The sequence below is a fragment of the Anaeromusa acidaminophila DSM 3853 genome (assembly GCF_000374545.1).
Classification (GTDB): Bacteria; Bacillota; Negativicutes; order Anaeromusales; family Anaeromusaceae; genus Anaeromusa; species Anaeromusa acidaminophila.
Genome location: NZ_KB894587.1, coordinates 117,067 through 136,335, shown reverse-complemented (window position 1 = coordinate 136,335; position 19,269 = coordinate 117,067). Strand labels below are relative to the sequence as shown.

General features: G+C 47.6%; 17 protein-coding genes and 1 tRNA gene. 12 read left to right on the top strand and 6 right to left on the bottom strand.

The features are described 5' to 3' along the window. Positions 1 to 8 precede the first annotated feature (8 nt). The gene (locus C508_RS19385) at positions 9 to 470 is read right to left on the bottom strand and encodes a hypothetical protein (RefSeq protein ID WP_018702642.1); all 462 of its coding nucleotides are present in this window, start codon (positions 468 to 470) and stop codon (positions 9 to 11) included. 233 nt (positions 471 to 703) lie between these two features. On the opposite strand from C508_RS19385, the gene C508_RS0106000 reads away from it, so the two are divergent. Next, a complete protein-coding gene (locus C508_RS0106000) occupies positions 704 to 1,729 on the top strand; it encodes a M15 family metallopeptidase (RefSeq protein WP_018702641.1) in 1,026 nt (341 codons plus the stop codon). A gap of 33 nt (positions 1,730 to 1,762) precedes the next feature. Then, positions 1,763 to 2,338 carry a flavodoxin family protein gene (locus C508_RS0105995; protein ID WP_018702640.1) on the top strand — a complete coding sequence of 192 codons (576 nt, stop codon included), beginning with the start codon at positions 1,763 to 1,765 and terminating at the stop codon, positions 2,336 to 2,338. Positions 2,339 to 2,418: 80 nt separating this feature from the next. Here the strand turns inward: C508_RS0105995 and C508_RS19380 are convergent, their stop codons facing one another. Further along, positions 2,419 to 4,902 carry an HD domain-containing phosphohydrolase gene (locus tag C508_RS19380; RefSeq protein WP_018702639.1) on the bottom strand — a complete coding sequence of 828 codons (2,484 nt, stop codon included), beginning with the start codon at positions 4,900 to 4,902 and terminating at the stop codon, positions 2,419 to 2,421. A 197-nt stretch (positions 4,903 to 5,099) separates the two neighbouring features. After that, positions 5,100 to 7,436, bottom strand: coding sequence for an anaerobic ribonucleoside triphosphate reductase (locus C508_RS0105985; RefSeq protein ID WP_026319391.1), 2,337 nt, complete (start codon positions 7,434 to 7,436; stop codon positions 5,100 to 5,102). Positions 7,437 to 8,074: 638 nt separating this feature from the next. Between C508_RS0105985 and C508_RS0105980 the strand changes: the two genes are divergently transcribed. From C508_RS0105980 to C508_RS17920, 9 genes are all read left to right on the top strand, one after another. Then, on the top strand, positions 8,075 to 9,370 hold the full coding sequence (locus C508_RS0105980) for an NAD(P)/FAD-dependent oxidoreductase (RefSeq protein ID WP_018702637.1): 1,296 nt from the start codon (positions 8,075 to 8,077) through the stop codon (positions 9,368 to 9,370). Between the two features lie 211 nt (positions 9,371 to 9,581). After that, on the top strand, positions 9,582 to 9,809 hold the full coding sequence (locus tag C508_RS0105975; RefSeq protein WP_018702636.1) for a hypothetical protein: 228 nt from the start codon (positions 9,582 to 9,584) through the stop codon (positions 9,807 to 9,809). Between the two features lie 390 nt (positions 9,810 to 10,199). Beyond that, complete coding sequence (locus tag C508_RS0105965; RefSeq protein WP_018702634.1) at positions 10,200 to 10,673, top strand: DUF134 domain-containing protein; 474 nt, start codon at positions 10,200 to 10,202, stop codon at positions 10,671 to 10,673. Positions 10,674 to 10,731: 58 nt separating this feature from the next. Then, a tRNA-Arg gene (locus tag C508_RS0105960) sits at positions 10,732 to 10,807 on the top strand. 204 nt (positions 10,808 to 11,011) lie between these two features. After that, the gene (locus C508_RS0105955) at positions 11,012 to 11,857 is read left to right on the top strand and encodes a LysR family transcriptional regulator (protein WP_018702633.1); all 846 of its coding nucleotides are present in this window, start codon (positions 11,012 to 11,014) and stop codon (positions 11,855 to 11,857) included. 105 nt (positions 11,858 to 11,962) lie between these two features. After that, positions 11,963 to 12,652 (top strand): 4Fe-4S double cluster binding domain-containing protein, encoded by a 690-nt coding sequence (locus C508_RS0105950; RefSeq protein ID WP_018702632.1) that lies wholly within the window; start codon positions 11,963 to 11,965, stop codon positions 12,650 to 12,652. Positions 12,653 to 12,889: 237 nt separating this feature from the next. Further along, complete coding sequence (locus C508_RS0105945; protein WP_018702631.1) at positions 12,890 to 13,918, top strand: AI-2E family transporter; 1,029 nt, start codon at positions 12,890 to 12,892, stop codon at positions 13,916 to 13,918. Positions 13,919 to 13,969: 51 nt separating this feature from the next. Next, on the top strand, positions 13,970 to 14,158 hold the full coding sequence (locus C508_RS0105940; protein ID WP_018702630.1) for a hypothetical protein: 189 nt from the start codon (positions 13,970 to 13,972) through the stop codon (positions 14,156 to 14,158). A 131-nt stretch (positions 14,159 to 14,289) separates the two neighbouring features. Further along, positions 14,290 to 14,715 carry a hypothetical protein gene (locus C508_RS17920; RefSeq protein ID WP_018702629.1) on the top strand — a complete coding sequence of 142 codons (426 nt, stop codon included), beginning with the start codon at positions 14,290 to 14,292 and terminating at the stop codon, positions 14,713 to 14,715. Positions 14,716 to 14,823: 108 nt separating this feature from the next. Here C508_RS17920 and C508_RS0105930 read toward each other — a convergent pair whose 3' ends face one another. Then, entirely contained in the window at positions 14,824 to 16,107 is a 1,284-nt protein-coding gene (locus C508_RS0105930; protein ID WP_018702628.1) for a hypothetical protein, read from the bottom strand. Positions 16,108 to 16,250: 143 nt separating this feature from the next. After that, the gene (locus C508_RS0105925; RefSeq protein WP_018702627.1) at positions 16,251 to 17,333 is read right to left on the bottom strand and encodes a type II asparaginase; all 1,083 of its coding nucleotides are present in this window, start codon (positions 17,331 to 17,333) and stop codon (positions 16,251 to 16,253) included. 277 nt (positions 17,334 to 17,610) lie between these two features. Between C508_RS0105925 and C508_RS0105920 the strand changes: the two genes are divergently transcribed. Next, on the top strand, positions 17,611 to 18,441 hold the full coding sequence (locus C508_RS0105920) for a carbon-nitrogen hydrolase family protein (protein WP_018702626.1): 831 nt from the start codon (positions 17,611 to 17,613) through the stop codon (positions 18,439 to 18,441). Positions 18,442 to 18,558: 117 nt separating this feature from the next. Here the strand turns inward: C508_RS0105920 and C508_RS0105915 are convergent, their stop codons facing one another. Beyond that, positions 18,559 to 19,266, bottom strand: coding sequence for an NADH-quinone oxidoreductase subunit B family protein (locus C508_RS0105915; protein ID WP_018702625.1), 708 nt, complete (start codon positions 19,264 to 19,266; stop codon positions 18,559 to 18,561). Between the last annotated feature and the right edge of the window lie 3 nt (positions 19,267 to 19,269).

Here is a 19,269-nt window from a genome sequence, read left to right as displayed (position 1 = left end):
TTTTTAGGTTAGTCGGCAATATGAGCATTGCTGATGAATTGATCCCATTCCTGACGAGCGAGCAGGAATTGACGTTCTTTTGCGGAAAACTCATTTTTCGTTATTTTCTCATTCAGAAAGCGTTCTTTAGCTAATTCATATTCTAATCGTTGAATCTCATAATTTTGTTTGCGCAAAGCGCCTTCTACCGTTTGGGTCCAGTTGCGGAAGCCGAGATTTTGCATTTCCCAGCCTAAATTACCGATTTGCTGCTGCTCCTCCGCGGAAAGCTGACCGACAGTTCGCTTTGTCAGTTTTTTGAAGCTGCTTAAATATTGCTGAATATAGTCCATGCCTGTGAGGGCATTGGAAAACTCGAAGCGTTGCGTTTTTTCAGGGGAATCGGTCTGCGGGCTGGCGCTGCCGAACTGTGGGAGAGCTAGCGTTAAGCAGAGCATGGCAGCAAAGGCGGCGATTTTTGCTTTTTTCATAGGATAGAGCTCCTTCCGTTTTCCGAAATGAGGATATAATTTTATTATATATTCTGTAGGAAGAGAACTAAGTCCTTGTTATTGTAGAATAGTTACAATTGTTTATTTCTAAAATTGTTATTGGAAAATTAGGAAGGATGGGCACGTTAAGCAGGTTTTTTCGAAGAAAGAAGGAATGAAAACTAAAATGAGATATAAAGGCGGACCATCATGTAGACGAAAGGAGGATCAGCATGAGTAAATTTGTTAACCGGACTTGCGCTGCCATCCTGTTTCTTTTTTTGCTGGTCGGCTCTAGCTGTGCTTTAGCAGCGGAGGAAAATCTTCTAGGGGTTTACGGGCAAGAGAAGGATCAGCTTTTAATCCGCGAGCGGAGTGGAGAATTGGAACTGTTGTATAAGGTGGAAAATCAAGAAGACCAAGAATTTGCCAGCTATTGCAGCTATCCGTTGAAGAAAGAAGCGGATGGAAGCTATGAATTGCTGATGATAAGTCCCAAGCAACAAACGCAGACAAAAGTGAGCTTTCTTTATGATGATAAGCAGCGGGTAGCGAGCGTGATACTAGGCGAGAAACGATATGCTAAGCAGAGTTTTGCGCAGGACGAAGGAAAAACCTTTCGGATTCAGCCTCAGTTGCCGCTAGCAGGCCTGCGCCAGAAGGCGTTGCAAGCGAAGATGCCTATAGAAGAGGGCGTATTTTTAGAACCTGATCTAGTGGAACTGAAAAATTTGGATGCTTCGTTGCAATTAGACATTCGTTATGCTACGGACAATAATTTTATGGGGATGCCTTTATATGAAGAGGGAAGAGCCTTTCTGCAGCGTCCGGCGGCAGAAGCGTTGGTAAGGGTGAATCAGGCGCTTGAAAAATACGGCTATGGTCTGATTGTTTATGACGCCTATCGCCCGTGGTATGTGACGAAGATGTTTTGGGACGCAACGCCGGAAGCGCAAAAAATCTTTGTGGCGGATCCGGCAAAAGGCTCGAGGCATAATCGAGGCGGCGCTGTCGATATTGGATTGTATTCCAGAAAGACCGGACAGAGCGTGGCTATGGGCAGCGGCTATGATGAGTTTTCACTGCGCGCTTATTCGTGGTATCCTGGAGGAACCTCTGTGCAGCGCGAACGTCGGGAACTTTTGCGGCTCTTAATGGCAGGCGAAGGGTTTACGGTATATCCGGAAGAATGGTGGCATTTTGATTATGCATCGTGGCGCAGCTATCCGTTACTGAATGTACCCTTTCATGAACTATAAAAGAGCGATGAGTTTGCAAGAGGAGGTACTTTGATGAAGGTAATTGGCATAAACGGCAGTCCGCGGCTGCAAGGAAATACGGAGCTGCTTTTGCAGACGGTCTATAAAGAACTAAACCGCCGTGGTATTGCAACCGAAACGATTTCTTTGGCGCAGTATCCAGTAAAAGGCTGTATTGCTTGTCGCGCTTGCATTGCGCGTCAAAACAAACGGTGTATTATGGAGGATGACGCATTTAATGCATGTTTGGAGAAAATCATAGCGGCAGATGGATTGATTTTGGCCTCGCCAGTTTATTCGGCAGGGGTTACCTCGCAAATGAAGGCCTTTATTGACCGCGCCAGTATCGTGCTGGCCGCGAATCGGGGGCTTTTGCGGCACAAAGCGGGCGCTGCCATTGTGGCGGCGCGACGCGGTGGCGCTATAAGCGCTTTCGATACGTTGAATCACTTTTTACATAGTAAGGAAATGTTTTTAGTGGGCTCGACCTATTGGAATATGGGGTATGGAAATGCGGCTGGGGAAGTGGCGGACGATCAAGAAGGCATAGCGAATATGACTAACCTGGGAGAAAATATGGCGTGGCTGTTGCAAAAATTGCAAGGCTAGCGTAACGCATCAAGAAATGAAAAATAAGGAATGGCAGCCACTATATGACTGCTATTCCTTATTTTTTGTTGCGAATAGAACTAAAAAGGCGTCTCGTTTTTAAGCATTTTAATAAATTGCAGGGTCAGTTCGGGATCGAACTGGCTGCCGGAACAGCGAAGCAGTTCTTCCACGGCTTCCTTCTCGGAAGCCGCCTTGCGATAAGGTCGGTCATGCGTCATGGCGTCATAGGTGTCAACCAACGCGAGAATGCGGCAAGGCAGCGGGATGGCTGTCTTTTTGAGTCCCTGCGGATAACCGTGTCCGTCCCAGCGCTCATGATGGCTGATGATCCAATCGGCGATCGGTTCAAAATCGGGAATGGACTTGGCCATGCGATAGCCTATTTCCGTATGCTGCTTCATAATCGCCCATTCTTCTTCGGTGAGAGGACCGGGTTTAAATAGAATATGATCGGGGATGCCTACCTTGCCGATGTCGTGAAAATGGGCTAGCAGGCGCAAATCGGCTAGTTGGGAAGCCGGCAAGCCTAGAAACTCAATAAACTGCTCCATCAAATCATGCAGACGTTTGCCATGGCCTTCAGTTAAGTAGTCCCTTGCTTCTAAGGCGCGCTCCAGAGTCTGGACTATGGCGTTTTTAGCGCTTTGCTTTTGGAGCAATTTTTCGCGGTACATATTGGTATCCGCTTCCTTGAAGAGAGAGCACATGTCCGGGGGATTTTCGGAGGAGATGGCGTAGCCCAAAGAAAGACTGACCGGAAAGCGGTGCTGAGACTGATTGTGTTTTTCTAAGGCGCTGCGGATTTTGGTACAAACCGTAGGGAAAAAATCTTGCGAAGGCTGGTTGAAAACGGCGGCAAACTCATCGCCGCCAATGCGGGCGAGAAAGGAGTCGGCAGGAAAGGCGTCTTGCAATAGTTCGGCTACTTGGCGCAAGGCTTGATCGCCGGTGGCGTGGCCAAAGGTATCGTTTAAAAGTTTTAGACCGTCTACATCACAGACAAGCAAACCGGCGGTTTGCTGAATTTGACTTATTTGCTGCATTTTTTCTTCAAAGGAAGTACGGTTATAAAGCCCAGTTAAACTATCGTGTAAGCTTTGGTGGCGAAGCTTTTTTTCCCACTCGTAGCGTTCTGTGATGTTGCGGACAATAGCGATCGCTTTATCTGCTTCCATGGGGACAAGCCGAGCTTCATAATGCTGTGTATTCCATTCAAAATCAAAAGTTTGGAGACGCTTAACGGCAAGAGCTTGTTGTAAAAAGCGCATTGCTTTTTTTGCCAAAGATGGTGAGAGAATTTCATGGGCTGTTTTTCCTAAAAATGTTTCAGAGGGGAGAGCTAAAGCCATAGAGCTGGCTTTATATTGTAAAAACCGCCCGTCTTTGTCGACGGTGAAGATCGCGTCTGGAATAGCTTCAAAAAGAGCTTGGTTTTCATGGGTGCTTTTCAGCAAGCGTTGTTCAGCTTGACGGCGCACTAAATTTTCTCTTTTTAAAGAGTGAATTAGTTTAGAATTATTTAGCGCCAGGGATGCCATGCTGGCAAATTGTTCCAACGCTTCCGCTTCGGCGGGCGTGAAACTCCCCTCGCTTTCGTAGCGACTTAGGCCGATGATCCCGATAATTTCTTCCTTGTTCCATAAGGGGGTTAGCACCACAGCATGCATGTCAGGATAGGAGAGGTGATGCTTATTGAAACGCGCACGCAGTGCAGTGGGCGGCTCATTACGCAGTTGATATGCGGTATAGTCATTTTCAACAATGGTGCATCTCTGGCGCATTAATTCCCCGGCTAACCCTTCCTGCCAGGGAAATGAAACACCGACACAGCAAGCATGGACGCCTAAGCCGTGGGCCTGGAAATGTACTTGGGCTGCGGCATCTGTTTTATGTATAAAACCATGCTTTGTTTGCACCAGTGAGGCAGCCGCTTTCAGGATGTACTGTAAAATGTCTTCTTCCTGCAAATGGTGCAGTACTTGGAACATGCTTTTTTGCAGCGATTGCAGCAAAAATTGCTGCTGCTGGATGGTATAGTCGCGTGTGAGCAGCTCATCCAGTTGTTGACGTAATTCTTCCTCAGAAGCTAATAGTTCTTCGTAGGCGGCGGATAAGTCATTCTGAAGGGCCTGATTTTCGATCGTGAAGGAAGTTAAGGACTGATCAAGTTCCTTAACGTGGGAAAGATCTTGAACAATATGCAAGTAATAGGGTTTTTCCAACAGCGGGAAACAAGATGTCTGAATTTCAGCAAGAAAACAAGAACGATCACTGCGTATATGTGTGACATGGATCGTTTTGTCAGAAGCCTTCGCTTCGGCAAGATGATGCTGGAGATAGGTAGCAGAGTTTGATGCGCAAAGCTGTTGCAACGACAGCTCTAGCATTTCCTCTGGTGAATATTGATAAGCGTCAGCGGCTGCTTGGTTTGCATAATAGATGGAACCGTCCAGGCGGGTGAGAAGAACGATATCGTTTATTTTATTAAGAAGCGCTTCGTAGGCAATGTTATTTAAGAAGCAAGAGTTGTCGTGCTTGCAAGTACTATTGCTTTGCATCATAAACGGACTCCTCCTTAGGTTCTAACATGTATGCTGACTGCTGCAAGTGAAGTCTGATTTTAACGAACTTTTTTATAATTCAGCGTCTTGTTAAAGTTTTCCTTTTTTTCGTCGAAAATGGGTAACTTTTTATAAAAAAAGCCTCCCCGTCATAGGCATTATCCTATAACGGAGAGGCGGAAGATATTGTCTTGAAGTTAACGTTGCTCGCTAATGGCTAGGTGCTTATAGCGATCTTTTTCTTCGGCGCGTTTGGCGTTATTGAACCGGTCCAGGGTGCCAACAAGGTAACCGGTAATGCGGCGAATGCGCTCAAAAGACCCGGACTCGCCTTCGGAACGGCCGCACTGCGGGCAGACTTCGTCGATAATCCCGTTATAGCCGCAAAGCGGATCGTGATCCACCGGGTGGTTGATGGCGCCATAGCCAATGCCGCTTTCTTTCATGCAGCGGACAATGGATTCAAAGGCGTCAAGGTTTTTAAGGGGATCGCCGTCCACTTCCACATAGGTAATATGACCGCCATTGGTAAGCTCATGGTACGGCGCTTCCAACTGAACTTTTTTATAGGAGCCAATAGGGCAGTAGACCGGTACATGGAAAGAGTTGGTGTAATAGGCGCGGTCTGTGACCCCGGGAACGCTGCCAAAGCGCTTGCGGTCCATATCTACAAAGCGGCCGGAAAGTCCTTCGGCAGGCGTAGCGATCAGAGAAAAATTCAGGCCATATTTTTTAGAAGCATCGTCCATGCGCTGACGCATATGCCTAACAATGCGCAGCCCCGCCTCTTGCGCTGCATCCGTTTCTCCGTGGTGCTGACCGATGAGCGCTTTCAAGCATTCCGCTAGGCCGATAAAGCCTACGGTCAGCGTGCCGTGTTTAAGTACTTCACGTACTTCATCGTCGGCGGAAAGCTTATCCGAATCCAGCCAGATGCCATTGCCCATAAGGAAAGGATAATTGCGCACTTTTTTGCGGCATTGAATCTCAAAGCGCTCTAAAAGCTGGTCGATACAAAGATCAATGAGTTCATCCAAGCGTTTGTAGAATTGATCTTTGTCGCCATGGCTGAGAATGCCTAAACGAGGCAGATTGATCGAAGTAAAGCTGAGATTGCCGCGGCCGTAAACGATTTCCTGAGAAGGAACGGCGGGGTTGCCAATAACGCGGGTGCGGCAGCCCATATAAGCGATCTCTGTTTCCGGACGGCCTTCTTGATAATATTGAGAGTTAAAAGGCGCGTCGATAAAGGAGAAGTTAGGGAAGAGGCGCTTAGCGCTGACGCGGCAGGCTAATTTAAATAAGTCGTAATTAGGATCTTCCGGGTTATAGCTGACGCCTTCTTTGATCTTGAAAATCTGGATCGGGAAGATCGGTGTTTCGCCGCAGCCTAAACCGGATTCTGTAGCTAATAGAATGTTTTTGACTACCATGCGTCCTTCCAGAGACGTATCGGTACCGTAGTTAATAGAGCTAAAAGGGACCTGCGCTCCGGCTCGGCTGTGCATGGTGTTAAGGTTGTGAATCAGGGCTTCCATGGCCTGGTAGGTAGCTTTGTCCGTCTCAGTGACAGCCTGCGAAAAAGCGAACTGCTGCGCTTTAGTTAGTAAAGCCGTGTTGAATGCGTTTTTCAGCAAGGAAAACTCTTTTTCTTGATAGCCGCAGTCATTGGCTAAGGTAATTTGCAACTGCTCTTGCTCGTAAAGTGTTTGAGCCGCTTCAACGACGAGATCCTTAACATTTTCTTGGGCGCTTTCAAAAAACAGGGCTTTGCTCAGATTGTCTTGGTAACGCTTGACAAAGGTCTTGCGAACTCCTTCGGCCAAACCGTAGTCGAAATTAGGAATGCTCTGACCGCCATGCTGGTCGTTTTGGTTCGATTGAATGGCGATACAAGCAAGCGCGGAGTAGCTGGAAATGTCATTGGGTTCCCGCAATTGTCCATGGCCGGTAGAAAAACCGCCCTGGAACAAGCGTTGAATATCAATCTGGCAGCAAGTGGTGGTTAGGGTGTAAAAATCAAAATCGTGAATATGGATGTCTCCGTCTTTGTGCGCTTTGGCATGGTCTGGCTTCAAAATATACATTTCATTGAAGATTTTTGCGCCTTCCGAACCGTATTTCAGCATGGCGCCCATGGAAGAATCGCCGTCAATATTGGCATTGTCGCGTTTTAAATTACTTTCTTTAGAAGCGCTGTGGGTAATTTCCTCGTAGGTTTTCATCAAGCGGGTGTTCATTTCCCGCATTCTCGTACGCTCGGCGCGATACAAAATATAAGCTTTTGCGGCTTGAGCTAGATCCGCGTTGATTAGTACCTTTTCTACAATATCTTGAATATCTTCTACACTGGGCGGCGTGTTTTGGTTGGTATAAATCAAGGTAGCTTGATGGACCACTTCTGTAGCCAGTTGCAAAGCTTTTGTGTTGTCGTTAATGCCTGCAGTCTGCAGAGACTTAGCAATAGCGTTGGCGATCTTTTCTAAATTAAAGGGAACTTGGCGTCCGTCACGTTTAACAATGGTAGTCAGCATGGGCAAGGCGGCAGCATAGAATGCTGCGCCAGTCACCTCCTTATGTAGATGTGAAATTAGATGGTTTCTTTAAAGCCGATTTTAATTTTACATGAATATATAGTGTTGGTCAATAATGTTTAGCACTATATATTGTGCATTGGCGTCCTGGCCTGAAATAATAAGAAGTCCTGCTTAAATGGGTTTTTCGGGACGAAATAGTCCTAATTTATGGATTTGCGCTTGACTTATATTTTAGGAATACGCTTGTATGCAGACAGAAGCAAATTGTATATCAATACAGAGGAAATAACAAGCAGAAAAAGAGAGTCAATAACGGAAAAATGAAGTCAAGATAAAAATGTACACATTCTCCCTAATGTTAACAGAATAATGCAAAAAATAGTAATTAAAAAGTAAAGTGTTGGCTGCTTAAAAGAGATATTTATTAAAGAATAAAAGATATTAATTAAAGCACTGCATATATTTACAGTAAAAAACGACTATGGTAAAATAATCACAAACAAGGGTACTGTATTGTGTATACAAATATATTTTTTTACACAAGAAAGTGAAAAAAATCACTAAAAAGATGAAAAAGCCTTTGGAATTTTGGTAAGGATTTATTTTAGTTATAAACTAGAAGATGAGGTGGAATTATGCAAGCATTGCAGCAAAGACCTAAAGTTGTTGTTGTCGGAGGAGGTTTTGGGGGATTACAAGCGGTTCGTCAATTGGCGGATAAGGATGTCGACGTGGTGTTGATTGATCGGCGTCATTATCATCTGTTTCAGCCCTTACTGTATCAAGTAGCCACCGCCTCATTGGCGCCGGCTGATATTGCAAGCTCCACTCGCTCGCTTTTGCGAAAACAGGAGAATTTGGAGTTTCGCATGGCGGAGGTTACCGGTGTGGATTTTGTCCAAAAGACGGTGAAAACCAACAGCGGCGAAGTCACCTATGACTACTTGATTTTAGCGGTAGGCGGAGAAACTAATTTCTTCGGCATGGAAGATGTGCAAGCCCATGCCTTTGGCTTAAAAGACATTGACGAGGCGATTGCGATTCGTAATCATATTTTGTTGAAGTTTGAAGAAGCGTTACAAGAAGCGCATGTGCAGCGTCGCAAGGCGTTGCTGACGTTTGCCGTCAGCGGCGGCGGCGCTACCGGCGTAGAGTGCGCCGGCGCCTTGACGGAATTGATCGAACGGACGCTGTTGCCTGATTATCCGGCATTATTGCGTGACGAAATTAAAGTGGTCTTAGTGGAAGCGGGAGAACGGCTGCTGCCTATGGTGCCGGAAGCCTTATCGGAAGCGGCGCGGCAAGCATTGAGTCGCAAAGGCGTAGAAGTGCGTTTGCAAACGGCTGTTGCCGGGTATGACGGCGCTTGCCTGACTTTTCGCGACGGCAGCGCGATGGCAGCGCATACCATGATTTGGGCCTCTGGAGTTAAAGCTTCTTCCCTAGTGGAACAGCTGCAGGTGGAACGAGGACGTCAGAATAGAGTGCTGATAACGCCGACCTTGCAGGTTCCGGGAGCAGAAGGTGTCTTTTGCATAGGCGATGCCGCCGGATTGCAACAAGAGGGCGTATTGCTGCCCATGGTTGCGCCAGTAGCCGTGCAGCAGGCTAACTTGGCTGTCGAGAATATTATGCGCTTGCTTCGCGGGGAACCCTTGCAGACTTTTTCGTATCAAGATAAAGGCGCTATGGCGACAGTTGGCCGTCATTTTGCCGTCGCGAAAATCGGACCGCTGCAAAGCAAAGGCTTTTTGACCTGGGTGTTTTGGCTGTTGGTTCACTTGTTGCGCCTGGAAGGAACCCGCAATCGGCTGGCGGTATTTTTTAACTGGGGTTTGGATTACTGGTTTGCAACCCGCTTGGTTCGCCTAATTCAACCCCATGCAGGGACGGCGGTGCGTAGAACAGCGGAAAGCAGCTCGTCGGTTTAAAGGAATGAAGCAAGAGACTGTGTTGAAACAATTGTTTTAACACAGTCTCTTGGTTTGGCGCGTCTACCGTCAGCCCATTTTATGTTCATAGCCTGCAACTTTTGGGATAGTGACCTTTTTTTTACTTAATGGTGACATTCTTTCTATTTAATTATAATTAATAGTGGTGATATAGTAATGGAATGAAGCTCACGGGGAAGAGGAACATGTTATGATGAGGGCGATTTTATTAATGATGGTTTCATTGGGGTCAGCTGTAAACGGCATTTTTGTATATGGGCAGAAACCGACGGATATTGAAAAAACCGGTTGGGCCTATCAGTATTTGGGGGAAAACGGAGTTTCTGAAGCAATGATCGGAATGGGCGTCGTATTTTTTCTCTTCGGTTCTCTGCTGGTTAGAGACGAGTGGAAAAACTACAAAAAGGCAAAACAATGAATTGGGATGCATAAAGCGACCCAGTGTAACAATGAAAGTGCAATTGTATAATCAGAAAGAAGGTGAGATCTGTGAGTAAAGATAAAAACGTACCGCAAACGGCGAAAGAAAAGACAATTCGCTTTGTGATGGTATTTGGCATTGGTATGGCTGTATTTATCGCGATAACTGTATTTCGGCACATGTGAATGTTGCCGAAGTGATGAAGTTTTGAAAAGTCGTTTCGTTTAACTTGGAAATGTATAGTTATCGGATGAAAACATTTCTTCGAACCTAAAGCGGGTAAGCAAAAGTAACACAAACTATTTGCTTATCCATTTTTTTATTGTCAAAGCGTGCAAAAGCGAATATAATAGAAATCAAATGAGCATATGCTCAAAAGGAGGGCCTATGGCGCGTCAACGATGTTGCGGTTTGGTAGAAGAAGAGCCTCTTTGTCGACGCTTCCGAGCGGAAGGCGGAGAGGAAACGGTGGTACTAGGGGTGGATGAACTAGAAGCCATCCGCCTGAAAGACGCCGTTGGGTTAGATCAAGAAGCCTGCGCCAGCCAAATGGGGCTCTCTAGGCCAACGTTTCAACGCCTCTTAGCCCAGGCGCGCCGAAAGGTTGCAGAAGCGCTGGCTGGAGGAAAACATGTTCATGTAGAAGGAGGAGCATATCAAATGAAAAATCGACAATTCGAATGCAAAGCTTGTGGTCATGTTTGGGAAGAACCGCCATGCACGGAGGGCGGTAAACACGGGTATGAGCTAGCTTGCCCGCAATGCGGCGGCATGGAAAAATTCAAGCTTCAAGAGGGCGCTCGCCACGCTTGCGGCGGACATGGCTCGCATGGCGGCAGCTGCGGTTGTGGCGGCCACTAAGACGTCGTTTATTTGACACTAGCAATTGCGTAATGATACAATACGTAACGTAGTGTTGGCTTCCGTAGCTCAGGGGATAGAGCAGCGGTTTCCTAAACCGTTGGTCGGACGTTCGAATCGTCTCGGGAGCACCAGTAATTATAAGGGTCTTGGGCTTTGGCTCAAGGCTCTTTTTGTATATCTGAAAATATATGTTTTGCATTTAACCAAGGAGCGCTCAAAGGGGGGCTTTCCTAGCAAAGAGAGCTTTTGCTTCCAGAGTATGTTCGTGTTATTGTGTAGAGAGTAGGACAAAGCAAGTTCTAGTGAGTATTTAATTTAGCGTCCTTGAGGTGCATATGGATATTCAATTATTAAAAACGTTTTGCTTGGTCGCTCGGCTGGGGAATATTACGCAAGCAGCGGAGCAGCTCAATTTTACACAGCCCGCCGTATCGGCGCAAATTCGGACGCTGGAAGATCATTTTGGCGTACCCTTATTTGAACGAATTGGGAAAAAACTTTATATAACCGAAGCGGGCAGTTATTTAGTAGAACCGGCGGAAAAGATGCTGGCGCTTTATCGTGAAACCTTCCATTATCTTGGTAGCATCGCCGCAGGGGCGCCTACTCGCATTGCCTTATCCACTAATTATATTAACCACATCCTATCGCCCGCTTTATTGAAGTTGCAAGCAGCCAAGGCAGCGGGAACCGTAAGCGTTGTAATTTGCGCCAATTCTAAAGCGGTGTTGCACGGCTTAAAGAGCAATCAATACGACATCGGCCTTGTGCATGACTATATTGAGGAAAAGAATCTTGAGACTGTAACTCTTCGTTCGGATGAGCTTGTTTGGTGCGGTCATAAAAGTATTTTAGCCCAAGGAGAGCGTTCTAAGCTTACGGAGTATCCGATTATCAATTTTCGGCCGGGCTGTACGTTTCGCAAGCTCTGTGACGGCTTGCTGCAAAAGCATGGCTTGTCCTATGCGTTTGAATACAGCGATTTTGACGCTGTAACGAGCGCCATGGCAGAGGGATTAGGAATCGCTTTATTGCCGCGCGTTATTGTCAAAGATGAAAGAGAAATAGTTGTTTTGAAGCAGGCGGCGGAGGTTCAAATTACTCTTTGGGCGATTACTCGGCAGGATAAGCGTCTTTCTTCTTTCGTAAACTCCCTGCTTCAATTGCTTCAGGAACCATAGTCTTGATATAAAAGATTTCTATGATCTTATGGGGAATTTGAATTTCAAAAGCGAAAGGCCTTCCGGTTATAATTTAGAAATAAAGCAATAAGGGGGGCTGGTTTCATGCAAGGAGAGCTGGAAAAACAACGAAGCGTTATAGCGATGCTGGAAGGAATACCGGATTTGCTATATAGATTTGCTGACGTCGGAGAGGACTTGCCCAAGGATTTGCAGGAGCTGCCTTTCGCAGTTTCCATCGGCATACCCCTTTCCGATGCGATTATGGATCCAGTTGTGGACGGACCTGGCCAGGTATATTATGACGCCTATCGTAGCGTTAATGAGAGGCTAGATGCGTTGACTTTTCAAATTCAACAGGCAATCGAGCAAACGGGATATCGTGCCCATGCATTTGCTTCTTCCGAACGAACGGATTTTGTGAATGTGGCTGGCGATTTTCCTCATAAAACGGCTGCCGTCAAAAGCGGTCTGGGCTGGCTAGGAAGGAGCTCGCTTTTGATTACTAGAAGGTTCGGCCCTAGAGTTCGTATTTCCACGGTGGTTACCGACTTGCCCTTGCCTGTGCAGGATTTTTCCAAAACTAATTTTTGCGGCAGTTGCCGGCGATGCGTAGAAGCTTGTCCGGCCCAGGCCATTGTGGGTAATGCCTGGTCTATAGGAGTTTTGCGAGAAAGCTTGGTCGATGTAAAAAAATGCGATGCCTGGAAAATTAAAAACTATCCGCAATTTGACGGACTGGTTTGCGGCGTCTGTGTGGCGGTTTGCCCACATGGCGCTAAGAAGAAAAACTGAAAATTTAGGGTAATTGGGGTTTTGGAAATCTCATAGAGGAGAACATCGTGTTTGTGCCAGCCAATAAGGGTCTTGGGCTTTAGCTCAAGGCCCTTATTGGCATTTGGTGTGTAATTTACAGAACAAAAAAGTCGCCGCAGTGAAGCTCGCAAAAAAATATCCATAGGAGACAGGAAAAAGACTGATTTAGAACAAATAACTATGTAGAACTTGGAACGTGGCAGAAGGAGAGAGGAAATGTTTTCTTTAAATAAAACCAAAGAATTTCTTGTATTTGGGGTATTGTTGCTTGTTTTGATTTTAACGATCTCGTTATTGGCCCGGCCTCTGTTTATTGTTTTGTTTGTTGCTACATTGCTGGCGGTGCTGTTGAAGCCGCTGGTACAGTTTTTGCGCAAGAAGCTGCCGGAATCATTGGCGATCGCCTTGGCGTTAGGGGGATTCTTTCTTTTATTTGTTTTGATTTTGGCCTTTATTACGGGGAGTATTTTGCCGGCGTTGACCAATTTTGTAAAAGATATGCCCAATATAGCCGAAAATATGGCCTCTTTTGCCACGGTGTTGGCAGCGCAGCATCCTTGGCTTGGGTCGGCTGAATTTGTTCAGGAGCAGGCCAATCAGGTTTTACAGGCCGCAACGGCTTGGTCTGTTTCCTTTGCCAAGGCTTCCATCGGACCCATTTTGCAGACCAGCTCCAATTTGGCGGAAATGATTGGGATCCCGATTATTACGTTCTATTTCTTGAAGGATGCCAGCAAGGGGCGCAATGGAGTGAAAAAATTGTTTCCTAAGGCGGGTAATGTTATCCAGCAATTTTGCGATCAAGCGACATTTATGCTGGGCAAGTATATTCAAGGACAAATGGCGGTATCTCTTATTTCAGGGCTGTCGGTGCTGGCGGTGGGGTGGCTGTTGGGAGTTAATCATATTGTGCTGTTTGCTTTCTTATCGGCCGTGGGCGAGTGGATTCCGGTCGTAGGGCCGATCGTCGCTTCGCTGTTGGCGATTACGACGGTTTTGATACAAGATCCGCTGATGGCCACGAAGCTGCTGATATTTTACGTTATTATGTTTAAATTGAATCACAACCTGATTTATCCGACGTTGGTCGGTAAGGCGACAAAACTGCATCCGGCGTTTATTATGATTGGCGTGTTATTCGCGGGGCATATTAGCGGCGTCTTTGGCATGCTGGTTATTGTGCCGACGTTGGCGATTTTGTACATTTACTTTTCGGCGGTATATTCTTTAGAAAAAGAAGAGTAAAAGAGCTGGAAGTGCTATTGGAATTTTGAGTGGAAGGAGAGATAGCTGGTTATGAATAAAGCGCAGATGGTTTTTATTTTAGAACACGGCTACGGGAATAAGAGCAATCTTGATAAATTAAACTCCTTGCTTGCGACCGGCTGGAGAGTTGTGACCATGGCGCCCATGGGCATAGCTGCAACAGGAACCAGCCCGGACTGTTATTACGCATCCACTATCTTGCTGGAACGGGAGCAATAAAAGGGAGGTGAGGTGTATGGGCTAAAAACCTTTAACCTATATTTAAAGAACCACCAACTATCTAGGCAGGATTTTAGTAGCTGGCAGCGAAGATCGTCAGTAAAAGATAGGTTCGTAAAGGAGGAGAGGGTATGGGAAAGCAGGCTGTGGCTGGCAAAGCCGAGGAATTGCGCCGCTGGGCGGCAGCGCATGCAGGTTGGCTGGCGGTTTCCGACGGCGACAATCTCCTGGAAAACGAGGTAGCTTTGATTTGCAGCTTAGCTACTATTTATGACCGGAAGTTGACGTCGGAGCAAGCGCAGCAATTCTTGCAGCAACTGCCGGGAGGCATATTGCAAGCAGACTTGAATGAGCGCATTCCCTTTCCTCCTTTGCGCATACCCGTCAGTATCGGCGTGACCTATGCAGTAGGCTGTGTGGCTGAACAATGGCTGGCGGACGGTTGTCCAGCCGTAACGCCGATATACGGGGTTGTCCTGCAGCGACAGATCTTTCAAGCGCGGCTTTTAGTGGATGAGCTGCGGGAACATCCTCAAAAAGAAATTCCTTTGGCATAAAAAACGGTTCCAGGCTGATACGAAGCCTGGAACCGTTTTTTATGCCGGAAATTATCATCGAACCGCGAAATACACGAAAGACGCGAAAGTGTTTTATGAGTTAAATCCTCAAAAGCTAAGGGCGGCGGTGACGCCCTGTTGTTGCAGGAAGGGGAGAAGTTTATCAAGTGTATCGCGTTGCAAGGGATAGTCGGAAGCGGGTAGAAAATAGCGAGCTAGTTCTTGTACTACCAGCAGGGCGTCGGCGCTCTCCGTCTCTAAGAGAGGCTGCATGCCTTGGCCCAAAAAAGAACGCTGGTATAGCTCGTGGAGAGCGGCGACAATATGACCTGCGGGAACTCGGTCGTCTAGAAGGCGAGATTCCAAGTGGACGTTCCAAAAAAGCGAGAAGTCGCGTCCAGGCATTTCGGTCAAGGCGAGCGTCGCTTGTTCCAGCTCGTGAAGGGATGCTGGAATTTCTTGTTGAGCCTGTTGAAGTAAATAGGTGCAAAGACCTTGGTAAAAGCGGCGGAAACGCAGGAAGACTCCTTGATAATCGCCGCGCAGAAAACAGCGTTCGCAGCCAAAGGCCAGCTCTGTCAAGTAATCAAGATTGTACATTTCTTCGTTAGTAAGCAGGCGAACAAGAAATAAAAATTGCTTGGATAGTATTTCTGCAGGAAGTTCCGCATCGGGAATGTCGGATAGCTTATAGCAAAGGCTGCGCAATAGGCGGGAGGCTTCCGCGTATTGCATGGCGTCCCAATAGTGATAGGCTTGAAAAATTTCCGTCATCAAGCCAGCGGCGCGGCTGCAGTCGGCGCAAAGGGTTACCGATTTAATTTGCTGGCATTCGCGAGCCAATTCAGCAAACCGCATTTCTTCGGCTAAGGGCCGGATTTGCTCTAGGCTCATTTCTTCACTCAGCAAGGTAGGCTGCAGACGAGAGAGCTTCAGGTGGGAGGCGTGATTGACAACCGGCTGCGCCTGCCAAAGGGTGGCATTGGGAATAAGGCCGGCTTCGCATAAGAGAAGGAGAACGCCCTTCATCGCTTCCGTGCCGGAAGAAGTATTAAGATGGAATTGCGGCGGGTGTTGCTGCCAATGTTGGATAATGGTCAGCAAAGTATGCTTGCTGGCAGCGAGCATATCAGTAAAGCTAGTTGGATCGGCTGTGCTTATGGGCCGAATATATACAGGCAAGGAGGGACTGTAGGCGGTATGCAGCCATTCACGCATGGCTTCTGCCGCTTCTTGGGACAGGGAGGACCCGGGAGCTTCCGTAGGCGCGCAGGGCAGCAAATATACTACTTGCGGAGCGATTTGACGGCATAAGGCTTGCAACGGGCTTTCCGGTCCGGGGTCTCGGCTGTCGAGAAAACTGATAAGAATGGATGGGCTGTGTAGAACCATGTTCGAGACCTCCTTGGGGGTATAATATATATTAAATAAAGGGTTAGACGTTAGGAGAGGAAAACCTGCTTGTAAAATGGGGAAAAAGAAAAAATACAAAAATCCTGCCCAGCTAGGCCGGACAGGATTTTTGCCAATGGGAATTAGTATTCCCAGAACATACGTTGAATTTCTTTGGTGTCTTTGGTTTTGGTCAAAGCCAGCATTAATAAAATGCGCGCTTTTTGAGGATTGAGGGTGTCCGAAGCGACAAAGTCCAGTTCATCATCATTAGCTTCGCCGTTGCGGGCCAAAATGCCATTGCCTACGCGAGAGCTGCGGACAATAACGACGCCTTGTTTGCGGGCGTCAATCAAACCTTGTTTTACTTCGGTAAAGAGGCTGCCGTCGCCAACGCCGGCATGGACAATCCCTTTAGCGCCATGAGCGACAAAAGCGTCCAGGCCATCGCGGGAATTGTTAGCATAGCCATAGACGATATCTACGCGAGGCAGATCGGTCAGGCCGGTGATGTCGAATTCGCTGTGGGTCGTATGTTTGCGGGTGGATTCACGATAGAAGTAAGCTTTGCCGCCTTGCATATAGCCGAGGTAGCCAAGCTCAGGAGCCCGGAAGGTGTCCAAGAGAGAAGTGTTGGTTTTGGTTACTTCGCGAGCGCCGTTAATGGCGTCGTTCAAGCAGACCAGCACGCCTTTATTGTGAGCTTCTTTGGTGCCGGCGATGACGACTGCATTGTACAGGTTCATCGGGCCGTCAGCGCTCATGGCTGTCGGCGGACGCATAGCGCCAACGATGACAACCGGTTTTTCACTTTTAACGACTAGATTTAAGAAATAGGCCGTTTCTTCGATGGTGTCGGTACCATGGGTAACGACAATTCCATCCACATCATCGGAAGCCAGCAGTTCGTTGATGCGTTTAGCCAATTTCAACCAAACTTTGTTGGTCATATTTTCGCTGGCGATTTGCGCAATCTGCTCGCCGCTTACATTGGCTACTTTCTTAAGTTCCGGTACGTTGTTGATGAGCGCGTCCACGGGAACTACAGCCGCGGTGTAGCCAACAGTGGTAGTGCTGGTGGCTCCAGATCCGGCGATAGTGCCGCCTGTGGCAAGAATTTTGATGTTGGGCAGATGATTGTTACTGGGTTCTGCAGCAAAGGCTACTTGCAAGCTGCAGAGGAAGACTACCAGGACAGCTAAGGTGACAAGAACTTTCCGATTCATTCACTCAACTCCCTTTTTCAAATAATTTGAAATCTACCAATGAATTCAGTATACCATAAAACAAATACATTGCGAAAAACAGAAAAACAAGCATGGGGGAAAAAATGGAAGAAACAGCAAGGTATACATGTCTATTCTGAAGAGAATGTTAGTTAAAAAGATATTTTGCGACGGGACACCCTTTTGATTTGTTCCGGGAGAAGGTGGAAAAGGGCAGGAACTGGAGTAAACAAGTAGAATCAAGAGAAAACAAGAAGAGTGTTCGCAGGAGGAAGTTATGAAAACAGCTAAAAATTTTTTATTGGGACTTTGTCAGATGGCTACACGCGTTGCTAAGGAGGAAAATCTGCGCCAGGCAGAGCAGATGGTGCAACAGGCGGCCCGCGAAGGCTGTCGCGTGGTGGTCTTGCCGGAAATGTTCAGTTGTCCCTATCAGGCGGCGCTGTTCCCGAAGTATGCAGAACCGGCTTCGGGAGAAACCGTACGGCGTATGAGCGACTGGGCCAGGGAGAACGGTGTCATTTTAGTAGGCGGATCCATTCCAGAGATTGATGAAGCGGGGCGCGTCTATAATACGTCCTTTGTTTTTGACGAACAGGGAGTTTTGTTGGGGCGACATCGAAAAATGCATCTGTTTGACGTGGAAATTGCAGGGGGGACTTGTTTTCGGGAATCGGATACATTAACAGCTGGAAATGAGTTGACTTTGTGTGATACTTCCGTAGGCGTGGTGGGGGTCGGAATCTGCTATGACATGCGCTTCGGCGCTATGGCCGCGGAATTGGTGCGGCGAGGGGCCGATTTGTTGATTTATCCGGCTGCCTTTGGCTGGACGACTGGGCCGGCTCACTGGGAACTGACGTTGCGGGCCAGAGCGGTAGATCACCAGATTTTTGTTGTCGGGGCTGCGCCGGCGAAGCTCGAAGGGGCTGTTTATGAAGCATATGGACATTCACTGGTGGCGGATCCTTGGGGCCGAATTTTGTTTCAAGCCGATGAAACGGAGCAACTGGTGAAAGTAGAAATAGATCGCGCGGTGCAAGAAAAGGTGCGCGCGGAATTGCCGCTGCTGCAGCACAGCCGCGAAGATTATCGGCTTCTGCCGTAGAGTGAAACCTATAGTAAAAGCGACTATGCCCCTGGGGCATAGTCGCTTTTTTATGACACTGAAATTTATAAATTCGTGATTTGCTTCCTCGGATCGCTTCTCTGCTTCTAACGTGTTTTAAGGCTTGCGGCCAATGAGCAGCAAAAGAGCGTACAGTAAGGCTTGCGGGCGAGGCGGACAGCCGGGAAGCTTCATGTGCACCGGGATAAAATCTTCTACTTTTCCGGCTAACGCGTAAGGAGCGCCGTTAACGCAGCCTCCGGAGGAGCAGGTGCCCACGGTTAGAACGAGCTTGGGTTCCGGCATGGCTTCGTAAGTGCGCAAAACAGCGTCTTTTAGGTGATGCGTAACACCGCCAGTGACCATTAATAGGTCGGCGTGACGGGGCGAGGCGACAAATGAAATGCCATAACGCGCCAAATCGTAATAAGGATTTCCTAAGGCGGCCATTTCAAAATCGCAAGCATTGCAGGAGCCTGCGTCGAGGTGGCGGACTGCCAGAGAACGGCCGAACATACGATGCGTTTCCTCAGCAAGCGTTTTTCCTAAAGTCGTATGAAAAGCGTGATAGCTTTCCGGGACATGCTGCAGCAAATGGCGTTCGCAAGACTCCAGACAAAGGCCGCAAAATGTACAGCGTTCCGGATTCCATTGCCACTCAGGCTGCGTGGTAAGGGCGCCTGTCGGACAGGCGGCTACGCAATGGTGGCATTGACTGCAGCATTCTGTTTGCTGCAGCCGACCGCGCAGTGTGAGCGGCGCGGGAGCGGCTGTGCTTTCAGTGACACAACCGGTTTGCAAAATAGTATTTAGCAATTTCCACATGAT